This window comes from Caballeronia glebae (assembly GCF_001545035.1).
GTDB classification, from domain to species: domain Bacteria; phylum Pseudomonadota; class Gammaproteobacteria; order Burkholderiales; family Burkholderiaceae; genus Caballeronia; species Caballeronia glebae.
The window spans coordinates 97,479-115,967 of record NZ_FCOJ02000015.1; the positions used below are offsets into that span (position 1 = coordinate 97,479).

19 protein-coding genes and 1 pseudogene are annotated in these 18,489 nt (G+C 61.8%); 5 read left to right on the forward strand and 15 right to left on the reverse strand.

Annotated features, from left to right (window positions below; all coding sequences use genetic code 11):
- Positions 1 to 42: 42 nt before the first annotated feature.
- Entirely contained in the window at positions 43 to 321 is a 279-nt protein-coding gene (locus AWB82_RS13040) for a hypothetical protein (RefSeq protein WP_086967620.1), read from the reverse strand.
- A gap of 205 nt (positions 322 to 526) precedes the next feature.
- On the opposite strand from AWB82_RS13040, the gene AWB82_RS13045 reads away from it, so the two are divergent.
- The 3 genes from AWB82_RS13045 to AWB82_RS13055 all read left to right on the forward strand — a co-directional run bounded on the left by AWB82_RS13045 (position 527) and on the right by AWB82_RS13055 (position 3,716).
- A complete protein-coding gene (locus AWB82_RS13045) occupies positions 527 to 2,749 on the forward strand; it encodes a hybrid sensor histidine kinase/response regulator (protein WP_086967622.1) in 2,223 nt (740 codons plus the stop codon).
- A gap of 216 nt (positions 2,750 to 2,965) precedes the next feature.
- A complete protein-coding gene (locus AWB82_RS13050) occupies positions 2,966 to 3,508 on the forward strand; it encodes a hemerythrin domain-containing protein (RefSeq protein WP_086967624.1) in 543 nt (180 codons plus the stop codon).
- A 28-nt stretch (positions 3,509 to 3,536) separates the two neighbouring features.
- Positions 3,537 to 3,716: a hypothetical protein gene (locus AWB82_RS13055; protein WP_086967626.1), complete on the forward strand. Its 180-nt coding sequence runs from the start codon at positions 3,537 to 3,539 to the stop codon at positions 3,714 to 3,716.
- A 22-nt stretch (positions 3,717 to 3,738) separates the two neighbouring features.
- On the opposite strand, the gene AWB82_RS13060 is transcribed toward AWB82_RS13055, so the two are convergent.
- From AWB82_RS13060 to AWB82_RS37620, 5 genes are all read right to left on the reverse strand, one after another.
- Positions 3,739 to 4,041 carry a hypothetical protein gene (locus tag AWB82_RS13060; RefSeq protein WP_086967628.1) on the reverse strand — a complete coding sequence of 101 codons (303 nt, stop codon included), beginning with the start codon at positions 4,039 to 4,041 and terminating at the stop codon, positions 3,739 to 3,741.
- Positions 4,038 to 4,412: a phage holin family protein gene (locus AWB82_RS13065; RefSeq protein ID WP_086967630.1), complete on the reverse strand. Its 375-nt coding sequence runs from the start codon at positions 4,410 to 4,412 to the stop codon at positions 4,038 to 4,040. The genes AWB82_RS13060 and AWB82_RS13065 overlap by 4 nt, the downstream gene beginning before the upstream one ends.
- Positions 4,413 to 4,540: 128 nt before the next feature.
- Positions 4,541 to 5,086 (reverse strand): low affinity iron permease family protein, encoded by a 546-nt coding sequence (locus tag AWB82_RS13070; RefSeq protein ID WP_086967632.1) that lies wholly within the window; start codon positions 5,084 to 5,086, stop codon positions 4,541 to 4,543.
- A 168-nt stretch (positions 5,087 to 5,254) separates the two neighbouring features.
- On the reverse strand, positions 5,255 to 5,677 hold the full coding sequence (locus AWB82_RS13075; protein WP_086967633.1) for a DUF3597 domain-containing protein: 423 nt from the start codon (positions 5,675 to 5,677) through the stop codon (positions 5,255 to 5,257).
- 54 nt (positions 5,678 to 5,731) lie between these two features.
- Positions 5,732 to 5,875 carry a hypothetical protein gene (locus AWB82_RS37620; protein ID WP_159462582.1) on the reverse strand — a complete coding sequence of 48 codons (144 nt, stop codon included), beginning with the start codon at positions 5,873 to 5,875 and terminating at the stop codon, positions 5,732 to 5,734.
- A 154-nt stretch (positions 5,876 to 6,029) separates the two neighbouring features.
- Between AWB82_RS37620 and AWB82_RS13080 the strand changes: the two genes are divergently transcribed.
- Positions 6,030 to 6,614: a hemerythrin domain-containing protein gene (locus AWB82_RS13080; protein ID WP_086967635.1), complete on the forward strand. Its 585-nt coding sequence runs from the start codon at positions 6,030 to 6,032 to the stop codon at positions 6,612 to 6,614.
- 1 nt (position 6,615) lies between these two features.
- Here the strand turns inward: AWB82_RS13080 and AWB82_RS13085 are convergent, their stop codons facing one another.
- The 5 genes and pseudogenes from AWB82_RS13085 to AWB82_RS13105 form a co-directional block, all read right to left on the reverse strand.
- Complete coding sequence (locus AWB82_RS13085) at positions 6,616 to 8,934, reverse strand: FdhF/YdeP family oxidoreductase (protein ID WP_086967636.1); 2,319 nt, start codon at positions 8,932 to 8,934, stop codon at positions 6,616 to 6,618.
- Positions 8,935 to 9,036: 102 nt separating this feature from the next.
- Positions 9,037 to 9,521 (reverse strand): annotated as a pseudogene (locus tag AWB82_RS13090) (CinA family protein).
- 19 nt (positions 9,522 to 9,540) lie between these two features.
- Complete coding sequence (locus AWB82_RS13095; protein ID WP_086967638.1) at positions 9,541 to 10,773, reverse strand: phosphatidylserine decarboxylase family protein; 1,233 nt, start codon at positions 10,771 to 10,773, stop codon at positions 9,541 to 9,543.
- A 54-nt stretch (positions 10,774 to 10,827) separates the two neighbouring features.
- A complete protein-coding gene (locus AWB82_RS13100; protein ID WP_086967640.1) occupies positions 10,828 to 12,144 on the reverse strand; it encodes an MFS transporter in 1,317 nt (438 codons plus the stop codon).
- A 40-nt stretch (positions 12,145 to 12,184) separates the two neighbouring features.
- On the reverse strand, positions 12,185 to 13,459 hold the full coding sequence (locus AWB82_RS13105; RefSeq protein WP_086967642.1) for a glucarate dehydratase family protein: 1,275 nt from the start codon (positions 13,457 to 13,459) through the stop codon (positions 12,185 to 12,187).
- A gap of 156 nt (positions 13,460 to 13,615) precedes the next feature.
- Here AWB82_RS13105 and AWB82_RS13110 point away from each other — a divergent pair, with 156 nt between their 5' ends.
- A complete protein-coding gene (locus AWB82_RS13110) occupies positions 13,616 to 14,320 on the forward strand; it encodes a GntR family transcriptional regulator (RefSeq protein WP_086967688.1) in 705 nt (234 codons plus the stop codon).
- 17 nt (positions 14,321 to 14,337) lie between these two features.
- Here AWB82_RS13110 and AWB82_RS13115 read toward each other — a convergent pair whose 3' ends face one another.
- From AWB82_RS13115 to AWB82_RS13130, 4 genes are all read right to left on the reverse strand, one after another.
- A complete protein-coding gene (locus AWB82_RS13115; protein WP_086967644.1) occupies positions 14,338 to 15,594 on the reverse strand; it encodes an aromatic ring-hydroxylating oxygenase subunit alpha in 1,257 nt (418 codons plus the stop codon).
- Positions 15,595 to 15,712: 118 nt separating this feature from the next.
- Entirely contained in the window at positions 15,713 to 16,639 is a 927-nt protein-coding gene (locus tag AWB82_RS13120; protein ID WP_086967646.1) for a LysR substrate-binding domain-containing protein, read from the reverse strand.
- A 7-nt stretch (positions 16,640 to 16,646) separates the two neighbouring features.
- Positions 16,647 to 17,648 carry a LysR family transcriptional regulator gene (locus AWB82_RS13125; protein WP_086967648.1) on the reverse strand — a complete coding sequence of 334 codons (1,002 nt, stop codon included), beginning with the start codon at positions 17,646 to 17,648 and terminating at the stop codon, positions 16,647 to 16,649.
- Between the two features lie 55 nt (positions 17,649 to 17,703).
- A complete protein-coding gene (locus AWB82_RS13130; protein WP_086967650.1) occupies positions 17,704 to 18,474 on the reverse strand; it encodes a pyrroline-5-carboxylate reductase in 771 nt (256 codons plus the stop codon).
- Positions 18,475 to 18,489 lie beyond the last annotated feature (15 nt).

The window sequence follows — 18,489 nt, forward strand, 5'->3', positions numbered from 1 at the left end:
ATCGCTCGCGGATCGAATTGCCCGGCGCCGCCTCGAAGAAGCCTATTGCCCCGTTTTTGCAGGGTCGGCTTGACGTTCCATCGGTGCGGGCGCGCGTCCCGATTTGAGCGATGCATCGTCGCGGCTCAAATCGCCCGGGATGCGATTCCAGGGGCTCGACACGGGTTCACTGTGGTAGGTCATTCCGGACGTCGCCGCGCCGTGCGATCCACCGCCGCCGCTGCCGCCATTGCCATTGCCGCCCGCCCACGCAGCAGACGTCATCATGAAACTCGCAGCGGCAATCGTGAGCGTTAGCGAAGCCTTGGATAAGTTAGTCATCGACATTCTCCAGAAGTAATCAGGTCCGACGTTCGTTTCTACGAGCACTCGTGCGCGTAGATCCTTGTAAGCGTTATACGGCCGCAAATGCGGCAAGGATGCAAAGAGACGCGAGTGCATATCTTCAGAGCATTGAAAGGCGTCTCGTTTGACGCTCCGGGAACATGTGAATAGACTTCGCGTTCGCGCATCGCCAAGAAGTCCCATGACCTTTCATCAGGAAACGCCCGCCTCGGACGGTTCAGCGCTCGACATTCCCGTGCCGCCCCGGGACTTCGGCACGACTCGTCGCATGCTGATCGCGACGCTGATTGCATCAATCGTCACACCTTTGCTTTTTCTCGGGACATATGGCTATTTTGGCTATCAGTCCCGCATCGCCGATTCATCTGAAGGAATAGATCGGCTCGCGCGTGTCGCCGAAGAACACGCGGTAAAAGCGCTGGATATCAGCCAGGAGGTATCGCTGCAGATCCTGGCGATGGTTCGCGACGACGGCGATGCCGCGATTCGCGCACGGCAGAAATCGCTTCACGATTTTCTCGAAGACACGACCCGGCGCTTGCCCTTGGTTGCTTCCATCGAACTATACGGACGCAACAAGAATCTGCTGGTCAGTAGCAACAGCTATCCGGTCGGACTGCAATCGCTCGATCAATCTATCGTGAGTGCGTCCGCAAAACCGGCAGGGGCGTCGAGGGTGATGATCTCGCCACCCGAGCGGACCTCCGACCCCGTCATCGATATATTCAACCTGACCTTGCCTCGCTACGATGCAAACGGTCGTCTCATTGGCGCGCTGGTCATTGCGCTTCGACGCGATTATTTTTTGTCCTTTTATGAGCGGCTGACCGTTCATGACAGAGCATTGACCGTAGGCCTGTTTCGAAGCGACGGCACCACGCTCGTTCGAGTTCCCGCGCCGCAGGCACGGCGACCGTCGACGAGCAACCAGCCTCTTTTCGAGGCCATTCAAGTCAACGCGCATAGTGGCCATCTGAAGATTTTTTCCACGCTGGACAGCGTCGAGAAGCTCCTCGTCTATCGGCAGGTGGGCGCTTACCCGCTTTACGTGACCTGCGGCATCCCCGTTTCGACGGTGACTTCCAGATGGCTGGGACATGACGGGCTGATCGCGGTCGCTACGCTGGTTCCGTGCGTCGGCATCTGGTTGCTGGTTGCATTCAGCCTGGGCCGGCTCAGGCGGGAACGAACCGCATGGGAAAGATGGAAAGCCGAATTCGGCATGCGTGTCTCGGCGCAGGAGACCACTCGCCAGATGAAGCGGATGGGAGCGCTCGGCAACCTCGTGGCCAACGTCGCACACGACTTCAATAACCTGCTCATGGTCGTGAAAGCCAACATGGAACTGGCGCGGCGCAAAGGCTTCAACGGGCTGGAGAAAGAAGTCATCGCGGTCGAGCGCGCCTCGATTTCGGCGGAAGCGCTGGCCAGACGTCTGCTCAGCGTCGCGCGCAAACAACCGCTGCATCAGGAAGTCGTCGACGTCAAAGTATGGCTGGAGCAAGACGCGTCGCTGATTCGAATGTCGCTCGGCGAGCGGGTCAGCCTGCAGATCGAAGCGCCCGAAGCACTCTTACCGATCTACGTCGATCCGACTGAGTTGCAATCCGCGCTGATCAATCTGGCAGTCAACGCCAAAGATGCCATGCCGGAGGGCGGAGAATTCACGATCCGTTGTGAAAACATCGTCATCGACACGGCAAAAGGCAGTCTCAAGGCGGGCGAGTATGTTCTGATTGCCTGCTCGGATACCGGCGTCGGCATGCCGCCCGCGGTCGCGCGGCGCGCTTTCGAGCCGCTCTACACGACCAAGGCCGCGAACGCGGGCACCGGACTGGGTCTGGCCCAGGTCATCGCGATGTGCGAGCAGGCCGGAGGCACGGCCCGCATCGAGAGTGCGCCGGGCGAAGGCACCACGGTGTCGCTCATCCTGCCCCGCTCGGTGAAGGAAACCGGAGATGTTCAGGCGACAGCGCCGCCCTTGCGCGACCTCGGCCACGAGCCCACGAAAGGCTCCATCCTGCTGGTCGAGGATAACGAGGAAGTCGCCGCCGGGCTTTCGGCCGTTCTGGAAGTTTTCGGCTGGCAATCGCTGCACGCGATGACCGGCGATGCCGCTCTCGGCCTGCTGGACGCCGGCGCGACCTTCGACCTCATCCTTTCCGATATACAGATGCCGGGCTTGAACAACGGGATCGATGTCGCCGAGAAAGTACGACGAAAATGGCCCACGCAGGCGATCGCTCTGATGACTGGGTACGCCGACGAACTCGAACGAGCAAGACACGCCGGCGTAACCATTCTTTCCAAGCCATTCAATATCGATGATCTGCAAGCGCTGTTGCAGAGCGTGAACTCCCCTGCGTCCCGCAATGCGTGGAGCGCGGCAGCACGATCGAACTAATTCCGCGTTTCGATTTGCCAGAGAACGCCGCGCTTGGGTCATTTCTACAAAGAGTTGGGAATCGTAGGGCGCCGTGGCTGTTCTCCAGCTCATTCTGTCGTTCGCGAAACGACGCCAAATCGACGCGACTGTTCGCCTCTTTTTCCGCCGACGTCTCGTAGGTCCGCGCTTTGCTCATGACCTCGTGATCACCCCACACAACGAAAGGAGAACACGATGCCGCGCCAACCCTCCACCCAGCCGACGAACCCCGCCGCCTCCCGCGCCGACGGTAGCCAGGACGCCATTCAGCTTTTGACGGACGATCATCGCGCCGTACAAAAACTCTTCGACGCATTCGAGAAGGCGGAGAAAGACGATCTCGATGCGAAAACCACGCTCGTGCGGCGCGCTTGCGAAGAACTGACGGTCCACGCGATGATCGAGGAAGAGTTGCTGTATCCGGCCGCGCAGGAAGCGCTGGACGAAGACGACCGTCCCGACGTTGAAGAGGCTTACGTCGAACACTTTCTCGTGAAGGTGCTGATCGACAAGTTCACCAAGCTGAAAGCCGGCGACAAGGGCTTCGACGCCACGTTCAAGGTCTTGACCGAGATGGTCAGTCATCACATCGAGGAAGAAGAATCGGACCTGTTCCCGAAGCTGCGCAGTTCAGGCGCCGATCTGGACGCGCTCGGCAAAAAGCTCATGAAGCGAAAGGAACAACTCGAAGCGAAAATCCCGAAGGACGCGGGCGATAACACGATGCGCCTGCATTAAACCCGCCGACGCTCACCGGAGCCGAACCATGAAAAACCCATGGGTGAAGAAGAATCCGTTCCTCAGCATGTGGCTTTCCGGTGCGAACGCGGTCATCGGGGCGACGCGTGGCCGCGCTACCGCGCAAGCGAAGCGGCAGGCATCGACCCTTTGGTCAGCGGCGCTCACGCCGCCGCGCAAGCCGAAAAAGCGGCGCGCGCGGCGCTGAGTGCGGGTTTATCGGCGAACGGTCATTCGCGCAGCGCGCCGAACAGATCGCCAAACGCCCGATGCGTCGACGCGCTTAATCCCGCGCCGACCGCCGTCTGCACCGTGCGGCGCAATCCGAGAATGGCGACACCGACGAGCGCAAGCGCGATCAGTTCCGCGTTCGGCGTGCGCAGGAACCACGGCGCGGATCGCGTGTTCGCCGGCAATGCGCGTGGCGCGCGCGCGATGCGCACCGGTGCGTTGGCGACATTCGCGGCAATCAGTTCCGCGCGCGATTGCTCCATGCGCGCGAGCACCGCGTTTTGAGCTTCGGCATGCTTCATTGCATCGCCTCCCTGACGGCCTCGACGTCGCGACGCAATTCCTCGCGCAGCGCTTGAAACGGTTCGGCCGGCTTGCGCGACATCATCACGATGACGGCAATCACCGAGACCGCGAGCCATGCGCCCGCGACGCACCATGCCGTCAACACCAGATGCGGCGTGCCCGCCGCTGTCACGATCACCGCGATCGACACGAACGACAGCGTGAACAGCGCGCCGATCGTGAGCGCGACGAGCGCGACCACTTCGTGCATCACGCGCTTCTTTGTCTCGGCGAGTTCGATGGGAATCAGCTCGCCATAATCGACGAGGCGCGTCGTGCAAAAATGGCCGACCCTGCGCCAATTCGCGATTTTTCTCTGGATTGTCATCGTTGCCTTCCCGGCGAGATTTCAGTCGAAACGGAGTGCTATCCAATGACAGAGAGCAGCGCGCATGCCCGCGCATCCGCGCTTGGGTTTATTGACGCGTTGGACGCGCAACGGTGCCTTCCGAGCCGTCACCGGGCGCGCTTTGCTTCGGTCTTGGCGTGCGCGCGGGCGAGACGACGCGCGATGTCGGCGGCCGCGCAATCGTCGGTTTGCGCCGGGACTTCGCCGCCTTGTCTTTCCGATGCGAGTTGCAGATAAGCCGCGGCGAGCTTGCGCAATTCTTCCTCGCTAGCGTCCTCGATGCCGATCAACTGATTGCTCGCCGTGCGATGCGACGCGAGCAATTCGTTGAGCTTGAGATGCATCGCGACGCTGTCCTTGTTCGCGCTCTGCTGGATCAGAAACACCATCAGAAACGTGATGATGGTCGTGCCCGTATTGATGACGAGTTGCCATCCGTCCGAGAACTTGAATATCGGTCCCGACACAAGCCACACCACAATGGAAATGACCGCGAGTCCGAACGCAACTGGCGATCCGGCCCATCTCGTTACCGCGCTCGCGAAAGCGTCGAATGCGCGCGTGACGGGATGCGTGTTTGCAAAGGCGGGGCTCGACGTGTTCGGCACCGTGTCCAGTGGCGCCGCATCTGATATTTGGTCTCTATCGTTCATTTTTTACTCGCAGCACGCTACAGAAGAAAGGGATCTCGCCACCGTGCCTTTCGATAAACCCGCGTCGTGCCTTCCCGGAACGCGTTTTTCGTATCGTTTTTTTATTTTGGGTTGACGCGCGCAATCGACCTTGCGTCGCGCGCGTCTTCCGTCTGATGAAAAGTGCTGTTACTTGAGTTCGTCCGGCACCTTTCCGCCGTTTTCAGCAAGCTTCTGCATTACCTGCTTATGAAGCCATATGTTCATCGAGGCGGAATCTTCGGTGTTGCCCGTGTAGTGCAGTTCCGAAGCCAGCTCCTTGCGCGCGGACAGGCTGCTGTCCAGGCCGAGAAGCTTCATCAAATCGACGATGGAACTACGCCAGTTGAGTTGTTCGCCGTGACTCGCCTGCATCTGCGTCAGCACCGCTTCTACATCCACTTCCTTCATCGGCGCCGCCGGTTGCGCGGGCGTCGAAGCAGTGGTGGAAGTCGCTGGCGCGGCAGCAGCGCCCGCGGCGGGCGCCGCTGGTTGAGCCGAACTCGCTCCGGCGTTAGCCGGTGCACTGTCGTGGTGGAAGATCTTGTTCAGGATATTCGAAAAGATACTCATGGCCCCTCCTGGTTAAATGAGTTCACGAAATGTGCAAGTCCCGTGCCGCCACCCTCAAGGCGTGGCCGGCGTGCCCTCGCCCGGCTCGTTGGCGAGTCCCGCGCGGGTCACATCGAACGCGAGCCGTTTCGCATTGGCGTCGTAGCGGCGCACCTTCGCGCCCTCTGCTACACCGCCGCCCGACGCAAGCTGCCGCACGAATGCTGAACGGCGTGCAACCGTTGTTCCAGAGCGTTGCCCCACGATGCGGAATAGCGCTTGCTGATGGCATGTCGTGCCAGAACGAGCACGATAACGCGATTTCCCCACAATCACAGCAGCTCTGCAGAGCGGCCAAGGAGTCACCGTGGACATGTCTTCCTGCTCCCCATCGATCACCACGATGATCCGTATGGATCACACGCACGTGATGGCGGTTTTTCATCGCTATCACGCGGAAACGTCGTGGTGGAGAAAGCGCGCCATCGTCGAACTTGCGTGTACTGCGCTCGAAATTCACGCGCAACTGGAAGAAGAGATTTTCTATCCCGCGCTCAGCGAAGTAATGGCCGGAGACGAACGCCTCGCGAAGAGCAAGCCCGAGCACGACAAGATGAGGGAAGACATCGCGAAGCTGCGTTCGATGGGCCCGGAGGACGCCGCTTACGACGCGCGTTTTATGCAACTCATGCGCGAGGTGATGCATCACGTAGCCGATGAGGAAACCGTATTGCTGCCAACCGCCGAGCGCGCGCTTGGCTCGCAGTTGTCGGCGCTCGGCGTGCGCATGACGAAACGCCGCATGCAACTCGTCGCGCGCAATCGTCCCACGGCGATCGCGGCGAATACGGCTGGAACGTTTCCCCTGGCGTCGCTTGCCGCGATCTCGCTCGGCGCGCTTGCAATCGCGCACTGCCTGCGGCCCGCTCCCGCGCGCCGCATCCGCCGATACGAGTGATTCAACTCTCGCGCGGCGCGCCGTTGATTTCGATGATCGTCACCGGAATCGACTTCGCGCCGGGCACCTTGCTCTCCTTCGCGTAATGCCATAGCGGCAGCAACGGATTGCACTCGGGGTAATAACCGGCGATGCATCCTTGCGGTATGTCATAGGGATGAATGCGCAGGCCCGCGACGCGCCGCTCGAAGCCATCGTCGGCGACGGTGCGCAACGTGATGCGGTCGTCCTTGCCAAGACCGTGCCGCGCCATGTCGGCCTCGCACATGAAGATCACCATGCGATCGCCCTTGACGCCGCGAAAGCGGTCGTCGTGGCTATAGATCGTCGTGTTGAACTGACTGTCGCTGCGCAGCGTCATGAGGCGCAGCGTATCGGGCTCGCGCTCGGGCATGTCCGGATCTTCGCCGAGCGTTTCCGGCACGAAGAATTCGGCCTTGCCGCTCTTCGTCTGCCACTTGCGTTCGCGCGCCGGCAGATCGCGCGGGAAACCGCCGGGCGTCCACATCCTTTCGTTGAAGTCGTGGAAGGTCTCTGGATACGTTTTCGCGATCTCGTCGCGCACCAGCGCATAGTCGTTGCGCCAGCGATCCCAGTCGATGGTCGAGCGATCGCCGAGCGTATGCTTCGCCAGTTCCGCGACGATATACGGCTCCGAGCGTGCATCGGCCGATGCGGGCTCGGCCACGCCGCGCGAACCGTGAATGCAGCCGGTGCTATCTTCCATCGACACAGCCTGCGCGCCGCTCGCTTGCGTATCGATCTCGATGCGGCTCAGGCACGGCAGAACGTACGACTTCTCGCCATGCACGAGATGACTGCGATTGAGTTTCGTCGCGACATTCACCGTGAGCTTCAGACTGCGCCACGCCGGCTCGATGCGCATGCGGTCCGGCACCGAGCGCACCAGATTGCCGCCGAGATTGATAACCGCGCCGACCTTGCCGTCGAGCATCGCCTCGAAAGTTTCGACGATGTTCATGCCTTTATCACGCGGCGGCTCGAAGCTGAACTGGCTAGCCAGCTTGTCGAGCGGCGCGAGTTCCGGTTTCTCAGTGATGCCGACGGTGCGCTGTCCCTGCACGTTCGAATGCCCGCGCACCGGCGACGGCCCCGCGCCCGGCTTGCCGATGTTGCCGCGCAGAAAGAGCAGATTGCACAGCATGCGCACGTTCTGCACGCCCTGCCTGTGCTGCGTGATGCCCATGCCGTAGTGCGCCATCACCGCGTTTGCGCGCATGTATTCGTCGGCGGCGGCTTCGAGATCGGCCCGGGGCAGTCCCGCTACACGCTCGATGTCGGCCCAGGAAGCCGCGCGCACATAACTCGCGAACGCCTCGAAGCCCACGGTATGCGTTTCGATGAAGTCGACATCGAGCACGCGCGGTTCGCTCCGTTCTTTCGCGCGATCGTCGGCGTCGATGACAACCTTGCAGATGCCGAGCAGCGCGGCCGTATCGCCGCCCGTCCTCACCTGATGATATTGCGTGCTGATGAGCGTATGCGCGGGCGTCATCATTTCGACCGGCGATTGCGGATTGGCGAACTTCAAAAGGCCCGGCTCGCGCAACGGATTGAACGTGATGATCGGCACGCCGCGCTTTCTCGCGTCCTGCAACTGATGCAGCATGCGCGGGCTATTGGTCCCGACGTTCTGCCCGAAGAAGAACATGAGATCGGTCTTCTCGAAGTCTTCGAGCCTGACCGTGCCGACGCCCGCGCCGATCGCCGCCTTCAATCCGACGCTCGTGCTTTCATGGCACATGTTCGAACTGTCGGGCAGATTGTTGGTGCCGTACATGCGCGCGAAAAGCTGGTACATGTACGAGGTTTCCAGCGACGCTCTGCCCGATGCATAGAACGCGACGCGCTTCGGATCGAGTGCGCGCAACTCGCGGCCGATGTCCTCGAAGGCTTCCTGCCACGAGACGCTCACGTACTTGTCGGTGGCCGCGTCGTAACGCAGCGGCGCGGTGAGACGCCCCGCTTCTTCGAGGTCGTGGTCATGCCACGCGCATAACTCCGTCACCGTATGAAGCTCGAAGAACTGCGGCGTCATGCGTTTCGCGGTCAGATCCCACGCGGTCGCTTTCGCGCCGCTCTCGCAGAATTCGAAGGTGTGCGGATCGGCGGGTTTCGCCCACGAACAACTCACGCATGCGAAGCCTTCGGGCTTGTTCTGCTTGAGCAGAATGGTGCTGACCTTGAGCGGCACCTTCTCGTGAATGAGCGCCCCGGTGACGGCCCTTAGCGATCCCCATCCACCCGATGAATACGGATAGGCGGCGTTCTTGCGAACAGTGTTGTCTGATTCGGTCATGTTCTTGCCTCGCGCGCTTTCTAGTTGATTTGCTGAAGCGCGAGCAATTGCCGTTCCCTTTCGAACGCCTTAAGCCGCACGGCGACTGCGTGCTACAAGCGCTCAGCGCGCGATTCGCCGATCGAAGTAATGCTCCACGCGCGACAACGCGTAGAGCGCCGCGGCCCGTCGCACGTCGTTGCGCTCGCCTTCGAACTTCTTCGTCTCGCTGAACGTGACGATGTTTCCGTCCCGCGATCGATAGGCCCACGCAAAGCATTGCGTGCCGGGCGGCGTGCCGTCGTCCGACGCGCCATCGGCGACGCCCGTGTTCGATACCGCGACATCCGCGCAGCACGCTTCGTGTCGCAACGCGCCTTCGGCCATTTCCCGCGCGACTGCCTCGCTCGTCAAGCCATGACGTTCCATCGTTTCCTCGCGCACGCCGAGAAAGCCCGCCTTGCCTGTCGGCGAATAAGTGACGAAGCCGACGTCGAGACATGCACCGCTGCCCGGCACCGACGAGATCAGCGACGCAATGAACCCCGCCGTACACGACTCAGCCGTCGCGAGCTTAGAAACGAAACCACTTGCCGGGGAATATCCATGCGTTCACCTCGTCATGCTTCAGCGCGCCGTGCAGAGATGCGCATTGACCTGCACGGGCGACGCATCGTCATCGAATGGCGGCTGGCGCTCGAAGCTTTCGATTACGCCGGGCCTGAAGATCAGGCAATACGTGGAACCGCCGTACTGGAAGTAGCCGAGTTCTTCGCCCTTGCGCACGCGTTGGCCGGGCAACGCTTCGATCATGCAGGACGACACTTCCGCCATGCCGACGAACACGCACGCAACCTCGCCGATAGCCGGATCGTCGCAATCCATCACGATGACGGCGCGCGCGGCGACCGCCGTGATATAGCCTTGCGACTCGTTGAGACTGCCGGGATCTTCGCCTTCGGAATCGGCATCGGAGAAATAAGTGCCGTCGACGAGATACGCCTTCACGATCGTGCCGCTCACCGGCGCATGCCAGCGATGATAGAAAAACGCGCTGAGAAAGGCCTGATACACCGTCCCGCCGACGAATTTATTCGCGAGTTCCGCTTCCTTCGCCGTGAATATTTCCAGCAACGAATAAGGCTGCGACTTGATCCAGAACGAATCCTGCAGCCGCGCGTTGTCCTGGACGTTATACGGCGACGCCTCGCACGCACTCACGATGATCTTGTCGTTATCCGGCTGCGCGACGGGCCGCGCATCGGGCTTGAATTCGCGCGTGAAGAAATGATTCCACGACGCGAAGCCCCAGTAAGGCTTATCCGGATCGCACAGAAACTGGCGCAGTCCGATCTTGCGATCCGCTTCCTCGCTGAACCAGCCATCGGGTGCTTCGGTGTTCAGATGCGTGCGCGAATACGGCCCGCCGAGAAACCCGGACCACACGTTCAGCACGCGCTTCAAATGCGCGTTGAATGCGGGATCGCGAAAGAGCGCATAGCCCGACGGCATGACCATCGGCCAGTCGAGCAATGCGTTGATGGGGCAATGAATCAGACTCGATTCGCTGAACGGCGGCGCATAGCTCAGCATCGCGTCGAGCAATACCATGAACTCGTCGATGCTCGAATAACCGAGCTTGAAACCGGCTTCGTGCGCCTGCCGGATCGCCCGCGTGAAGTCCATGCGCACGACCGGATCGTCGTGGATGAAAGCCGCCATCTCTTCGATGACGCTGTTCCGCTTCGCCACGCCCGCGCGCTGCCGGGCGTGCTCCGCGAACGTCTCGCGAAAGTGCACGATCGCCTGTTCTTCGCGCGGAAGCCACTCGCCTAGTCTGCGGCGCTGGTTGGTCGCCATGTCGTCTCCGATCGATGTGCCGATCGAAGACACGCAGCACTTTATATGCCTCCTTTACTTCTGCACACCCGGTTGCAGCGCCGTGACGCCGCGCCCGACGCGAGGCGCGATGCGAGCGAGGAACACGACCCCGGCGGCCAGAGCGGACATCACGGCGAGACCTGTCAAGCCGCCCTGAATCGATCCCGTCTTCTGCTCAAGAAAACCGAACGTGGCCGGCGCGACGAAACCGCCAAGATTGCCGATCGAATTGATCAGCGCGAGCACGGGCGCGGCGATGCGCGCATCGAGATAACCTTGCGGAATCGGCCAGAACAGCGACGATGCCGCCTTGAAGCCGATCGCCGCAAAGCAGATCGCGACGAACGAGAACACCGGACTGCCCAGGCCCGCGGCGTACATGCCGACTGCCGCGATCAGCAAGACGCACGCGACCCATGCCTGCTGAAACTTGAAACGCGCCGCGAGCGCCGCGAACAGATACATCGCGACGATGGATATAAGCCACGGAATCGAGTTGAACAGCCCGACCTGGAAGTCGTTCAGATGCCCCATCTTGCGGATGATGCTCGGCAGCCAGAACGTCGCGCCGTAGATCGTCAGCGAGACCGAAAAATAGATCAGGCAGAAGATCAGGATCTGCGGATCGCGCAACAGACTCCACGACGACGGCGTCTTCACATGCGAGGCATCACGGCGGCGCTGTTCGTCCTCGATCTCGGTGACGATCGCATCCTGCTCGGCGGGCGTGAGCCACTTCGCGTCGCGCGGCTTCGAATCGAGCCAGAACCACACGAAGCCCGCGAGCACGACCGACGCCATGCCTTCGATGATGAACATCCACTGCCAGCCATGCATGCCCGCGCCTTCGATCAGCATGAGGCCGCCCGAGATCGGACCGGAGAACACCGAAGCGAGCGCCGAACCGCTCAGGAATACGGCCATCGCCTTGCCGCGTTGATCGCGCGGCAGCCATTGCGTGAAATAGAACACCACGCCCGGAAAGAAGCCCGCTTCGGCCGCGCCGAGCAAAAGACGCATCGCATAGAACGAGGTTTCGCCCTTCACGAAGGCCATGCCCACGGCCGCCAGTCCCCACGTGATCATGATGCGCGTGAGCCACGCCTTCGCGCCGAAGCGCTGCATCAGCATGTTCGACGGCACTTCGAACACGGCATAGCTCACGAAGAACAGGCCCGCGCCGAGCCCGTAAGCCGCAGCGCCAATACCGAGATCCGCGCTCAGATGCTGGCGCACGAAACCGATATTCACCCGGTCGATGTAATTGACGATGAACATCACGACGAAAAGCGGCAGCACGTGCCACTTGATCTTGCGAACGGCGCTCGACAGCGCGCTGGAAGTGCTCATGAGCTTGTCTCCTTGAATGCCTGTGTTTTTGTTCTATGGCTCAGAAGCGCGGATTCTTGCCGGTGAAATCCGGCTGATATTTGCGCATCTGCGAGAGATCGTCGCGATTGCGCACGCCGCATGTCTTGTACTGCTCGTGCAGTTCGGCGAGCTTCTCGCGATCGAGTTCGACACCGAGGCCAGGCGTGGTCGGCACGCGCACCGAACCGTTGTCGAAGCTCACGCGGCCACCCTTGATGACTTCCTCTTCCTGCCACGGGTAATGCGTGTCGCACGCATACGTGAGGTTCGGCACGCTCGCCGCGACATGGGTCATCGCCATCAGGCTGATGCCGAGGTGCGAGTTCGAATGCATCGACATGCCGAAGCCCCAGAGCTTCGCCATGCGCGCGAGCGTCTGCGTGGCGCGCAGTCCGCCCCAGTAGTGATGATCCGAGAGCAGCACCTTGATCGAGCCCATGTTGCAGCCGCGACGGAAGTCGTCCATCGTCGTGATGACCATGTTGGTCGCGAGCGGCAGCTTCGTGTGCTTCTGCAGTTCGGCCATGCCTTCGAGTCCGGGGCACGGATCTTCGTAGTATTCGAGGATCTCGTCGAGCTGGGGCGCGGCCGCGATGCTGGTTTCGAGCGTCCAGTTCGCGTTCGGATCGAGACGCAGCGGCATGCCGGGAAACGCTTTCGCGAGCGCCTGCATGCACGCGATTTCATGCGCCGGCTCGAACACGCCGCCCTTCAGTTTGATGCTCTGGAAACCGTACATGCCGATCATGCGCCGCGCCTGCGCGACCATTTGCTCCGGGCTGATGCCCTCGCCCCACGCATCGGGCGCGTAAGGCTTGTCGATGTGCTCCGCGTACTTGAAGAACAGATACGCGCTGTACGGCACGGCGTCGCGCACCTTGCCGCCCAGCAGATCGACGACCGGCGCGCCGACGATCTGGCCTTGCAGGTCGAGCATCGCCACTTCGAGCGTGCTGATCACCTTCGGCGCGTTTTTCGCGGCATGCGAGCCGGGCGCGAGTTCGAATTCGACCGCGCCGGGCGTCGCCTTGATCGTCGCGCGCACGCGCTCTTCCATCTGGTTCAGGTCGAACGGCGACAGACCGATCACGAGGTCTTTGGACTGATCGAGCACGCGCAGCATCGGCTCGTCGCCGTATGTCTCCGAGATGCCCACACGTCCGTCGCTCGTCTCCAGTTCGACGATGGCGCGCAATGCCCACGGCTCGTGGATACCCGCGGCGTTGAGCAACGGGCCGTCGCGAAAAGCGATCGGGGTGATTCGAACCTGGGTGATGGCGATATCGCGGGTCATGTCGGACGTCCGGAAAGAGACAAGAATAGCCGCATGGTAAAGCACTAATATATTAGTGCGTCAGTCGGGTTAACGCTGATTCGCGCAAGCCTTACCGGTTGGGCCTTGGCGCGGCTATAGTACTAATGTTTCATTCGTCTATTGTCCGGGTCCAACATGAATAACCCCGCTTCTTCCGCTTCCGTTCATCGCCTCGACCGTTCGCGTCACGCCGCGCCGCAAGTGTTCGAGCGGCTGCGCGAAATGATTTTGTCGCTCGAACTGGCGCCGGGCACGGTGCTGTCGCGCACCGAACTCGCGACGCGTTACGGCCTGAGTCAGACGCCCGTGCGCGACGCGCTCATGAAGCTCGGCGAGGAAGGACTGGTCGATATTTTTCCGCAGCACGCGACGGTCGTGAGCCAGATCAGCGTGGCGTCGGCGATGCAGGCGCACTTTCTGCGCCGCTCGATCGAGCTGGAAATCGTGCGCACGCTCGCGCGGGATCACAAGGCGTCGCTGGTCGCGCGGCTGCGCGCGACGATTGCGGAGCAGATGGAATGGCTCGAACCGGAGAGTATCGAGCAGTTTTCCGCGCTCGATCAGGCGTTTCACCGGCAGATGTACGAGGCTGCCGGCGTGCCGCAGTTGTGGGATCTGGTGCGCAGACTGAGCGGCCACATCGACCGGTTGCGCCGGCTGCATCTGCCGGTCGAGGGCAAGACGATGGCCGTGGTGCGCGATCACACCGAGATCGTCGATGCCATCGAAAAAGGCGATCCCGACGCCGCCGATGCCGCGTTGCGCAAGCATCTGTCGGGCACGCTCAGTCAGGTGGACGAGATTCGCACGCGCCACCCGAGCTTCGTGACCGATCACTGAGCGGCGCGCGCCGCCGCTCAGACGCCGTGCGCGCTCAGGCGGGCCGAATACCAGCGCGAAAATTGCTCCACATAGCTTTCGGTGAACGGCGAGAACACGGCCGGCCGATACGCCGGGTCCTGCGTGCCCTCGTGCGTGATTTCGACGAGATGCTTGTCCTGCGCATTCGTCGCGACCCACACTTCGGTCAGATCCTGGATCTGATAATCGACGCCTTCGACCGCATCCGCGTGCACGAGCCATTTCGAGCGCACGAGCGTTTTATCCGGCGCAAGCGGAATGATGTACGAGATCACCGCATGGTCGCTCATCACGTGCGTCCATGAGTTGTGCGTCCAGAGATGCGTGTCGCCGAGATCGCGCCGCTGCAGATTGCCGAGCAGCTTTTCGCTCGCGACCTTCGTGCTGATGGTCTGCGATTCGCCGTGCCCCGCGATCACGAGTTGCTGCGTCCTGAACTGCGTCACGGCATCTTCGTCCAGCCATTCGACGGTCGCGCTCGTGAAGCCGTCTCTTTCCCAGCTCGCCTGACACGCCGCGTTGCGTTCCCTGTAAGCCTCGATTTCGCGCAGCGATTCCTCGCTGAGATTCTCCGGACAGAAGCCGAAATCCTCGGGCAGAAAAGACGCGGTCAATTCCGGATGCGTCGCGGCGCAGTGATAACACTCGCGATTGTTCTCGATCACGAGCTTCCAGTTGCCGTTCTCGATGATTTCCGACTCGAACGCGATCTTCGTATTCGTCAGGTCGTAGGGTGCGAAACGCGGCGCCATCGCGTCTTCGAGCCGGGAGATGTCTGTCGGCGGGGCGTCGGCGAGACACACGAAAATATGCGTCCCAACGATGCGCGTATGCACCGGCAGCAGGCTTCTGCACTTCGCGTCGAAATCCCGGCCCATGTGGGCGGCGTGGCGCAGGCTGCCGTCGAGATCGTAGGTCCATTGATGATATGGGCACACCAGCATGCCGACCGTCGATTTCCCCGCTTCCTTCAGACGCGCGCCGCGATGCCGGCAGACGTTGCGGTAAGTGCGAATGTTCTCGTCGTCGTCGCGAACGATGATGATCGAAGCCCGGCCGATATCGACGGTCGAGACATCGCCCGGCTCGGGCACGTCCGCCGTCACGCCGACGAGAATCCAGTGCTTTTCGAAAAAGACCTCGACGTCCTTCTCGAACACGTCCCGCCGTCCGAACAGCTCACCGGGCAAGCCATGCCCGGGCTCGCGGCTGCGGATCAGTTCGCCATGCGTCTTCATCTGCACTTCGGACATCGTCGTTCTCCAACGTTCAGGGGTATCGGGAATTTGAATGGTCCCGCGATATTCCGAGTATTGGATCGCTGAAAAATAGCGTCAATGCGCTTTATTTTCGATGTCGAATAACTTTGATTTATGCGAGCGCGCCGTCGCGCAACCACTCGATCAGACCGCCGATCGCGGGCGTGAAGGCGCGGCCGTGCGGCACCACGGCGAAGTACGAATCGGTCGGCTTGAACGACGCCACTTGCAGCCTGACGAGTTCGCCCGTTTCGATGAAATCGTGCACGAGCCGGCCCCAGCCGAGCGCGATGCCTTGACCGTAGCGCGCGGCCTGAATCGCATCGGTGTACAGGCTGCAACGCAGCGAGAAATTCAGGCGCATCGGCCGGAATCCGAGCGCGTGGAACCACTCTTCCCAGCCCATCCAGCCTTCGGACGTCGAGTCCGATTCGACGAGCACCGCGCCCGCCAGTTCTTCGAGCGACGCCGGCGCGGGCTGCTTCTCAAGCCACGAAGGGGAACAGACCGGAAACACCTCTTCGTCGAACAGCAGGGTCGCCGTGCCGTCCGGCCACAGGCCGTTGCCGAAGCGCACGGCGACGTCGATTTCCTTGTGCCGCAAATCCGCCGTGAACATCTGCGTGGACAGCCGCAATTGCAGATCGGGCTGCAAGGCCTTCAGTGACGCGAGACGCGGCAAAAGACGAAAGTGCGAGAACGCGGAGGTCGCCGCGAGCACGAGTTCCTGCTGCACGGGACCGCGCGCGAGGCGGTCGAACACGCTCGCGATCTTCTGCATCGATTCCGCGACCACGCGATACAGCGCCTCGCCTTCGTCGGTCAGTTCGATCGCGCGATGCAGACGGCGAAAGAGCCGCGTGCCGAGCGTCTCTTCGAGAAAACGCACCTGCCGGCTCACGGCGGCTTGCGTCACGCCCAGTTCGTGCGCCGCGAGCGTGAAGCTGCCGAGCCGCGCGACGGCTTCGAACTCGACCAGCGCGGTCACGGACGGAATGAGCCGCCGATAACCCTTGGGTTTTTCGATCGCCGGTTTCATGCGGCGCTCATAAAACGGCCTTCGATTCAGCCGCGGGCCATCCCTGCATCATCGTGCCGATCTCCTCGTCGAGCCATTGGCGAAACTGGACGTACTCGGGGCGCGCCTTCGCGTTGCGATGCGTGATCAGATAGTGATGCCGGTCGTGAAACACGAGCGCATCGTCGACGGGACGCACCAGTTTTTTCTGCTCGACCTGACGATGCACGAGATGATGCCAGCCGAGCAAGGTGCCCTCGCCCGCTTCGGCCTGCGCGACGAGCAGGCGATAGTCGTTGCTTTCGAGATCGTCGTGCTGATCGAGGCGCTCGGAGCCGTCGCCTTGCTGATACCAGTTCTTCCACACGCGCCAGTCGACGTGCTCGCACACTTGCGCGCGCCCGAGCAGCGAAAGACTCAGCGTGGGATGCGCGAGCAGATCGAGCGGTTTGAGCGTGCGCCCATGAAAATAGCGCTCGTGAAACGGCACGCTGCACACCGGATAAACGATGTCGTGAAAAAGCGGCTCGACTTCGTACTCCGCTTCGCGCGGCGGATTTTTCGTGATGATGATATCCGGCTCCATGAGATCGTCGAGCTCCATGAAGTGCTCAGTCACCATCACATGCAGGCGAATATTCGGAAAGCGCTGGCGAAACGCGGGCAGCCGGAACGAGAGCCAGAGCGCCGAAAACGTATGCGAGATGCAGAGCGTCAGCGCATGCCGATCGACGCGCCGCACCGCCTGCGCCGCCTCCGCGATATTCATGATCGAGAGATAGGACGCGTTGTAGAGAATGCGGCCCGCGTCAGTCAGCGCGATGTGCCTGCCGGTACGCTCGAAGAGCGGTACTTCGAGCGTATCTTCCAGCTCCTTGATTTGCCGGCTCACGGCCGCCTGCGTGACGCACAGCACTTCCGCGGCTTGCGTGAAGCTTTCATAACGCGCCGCGGTAACGAAGCACCGAAGCGCGCGCAGCGACGGCATCTGGGCGAGAAGCCGGTCCGCGAACTGCTGTTTCTTCTGCATGTGACTCACCTTCCAGGGGCCCGCGATTGTCGCTTGTTCGCTGCATTGCGCGCGCTCAGTCGCGCCCTTGCACGCGGCGCATGATCGAATCGAGCGCCTCGGAATAGTGCGCGTAGGTGCCTCGCTCCGACAGCTCGCGGTTGAGCTGTTCGTTGAGTCCTCCGGGTGTGATCGCGTGCCCGATCATCGCCGAGAACGGCTTCGTATCGAGCGTCGTTTCATGAGCGAGGCCCACATGATAGCCCGACAAAAACGAACGCGCGGACGCATACGGCACGCCTTGCCGCACGAGCCACGACGCTTGTTCCTCCAGCAACGCGAAGAAGGCCGCCATCGTCGCGCTGGTGGCGGACAAGGCATTGAACTGATGCTCGTCGTCGACTTCGACCGCTTCGCCGAGCGGCGCGAAGAGCGTGCGCGCGATGTCGTCGCGCGGACAGATCACCGTGCTGCCCTTGCCCGCCGCCACGGCCGGCAAGGGCACCGCGCGCACGACCTTGGCCGAGCGGCGCACGAACGCGCGGATCTCGTCGAGCGACTTCCCCGCGATGAAGCTGATGACGTGATGCCGCGCATCGAACGTGAGCTTGCCCAGAACATCCGCCGCGATGTCCGGCACGACGGCGATACACACCACGTCCGTCGAATCGAGCACGTCCTGATTGCTCGCGCAAACCTCGATGCGCGCGTCCAGTTTTGCGAGGCCCGCCGCGGTCTGCGCGTTGCGCGGCGACAGCGCAACGCGCTCGAATGGAACGTCGAAACGAATCATGCCGGTCACGACCGCCTTCGTGATCGCGCCGGTGCCGATGAAGCCAATGCGCATAGTGCCTCGTCTGAT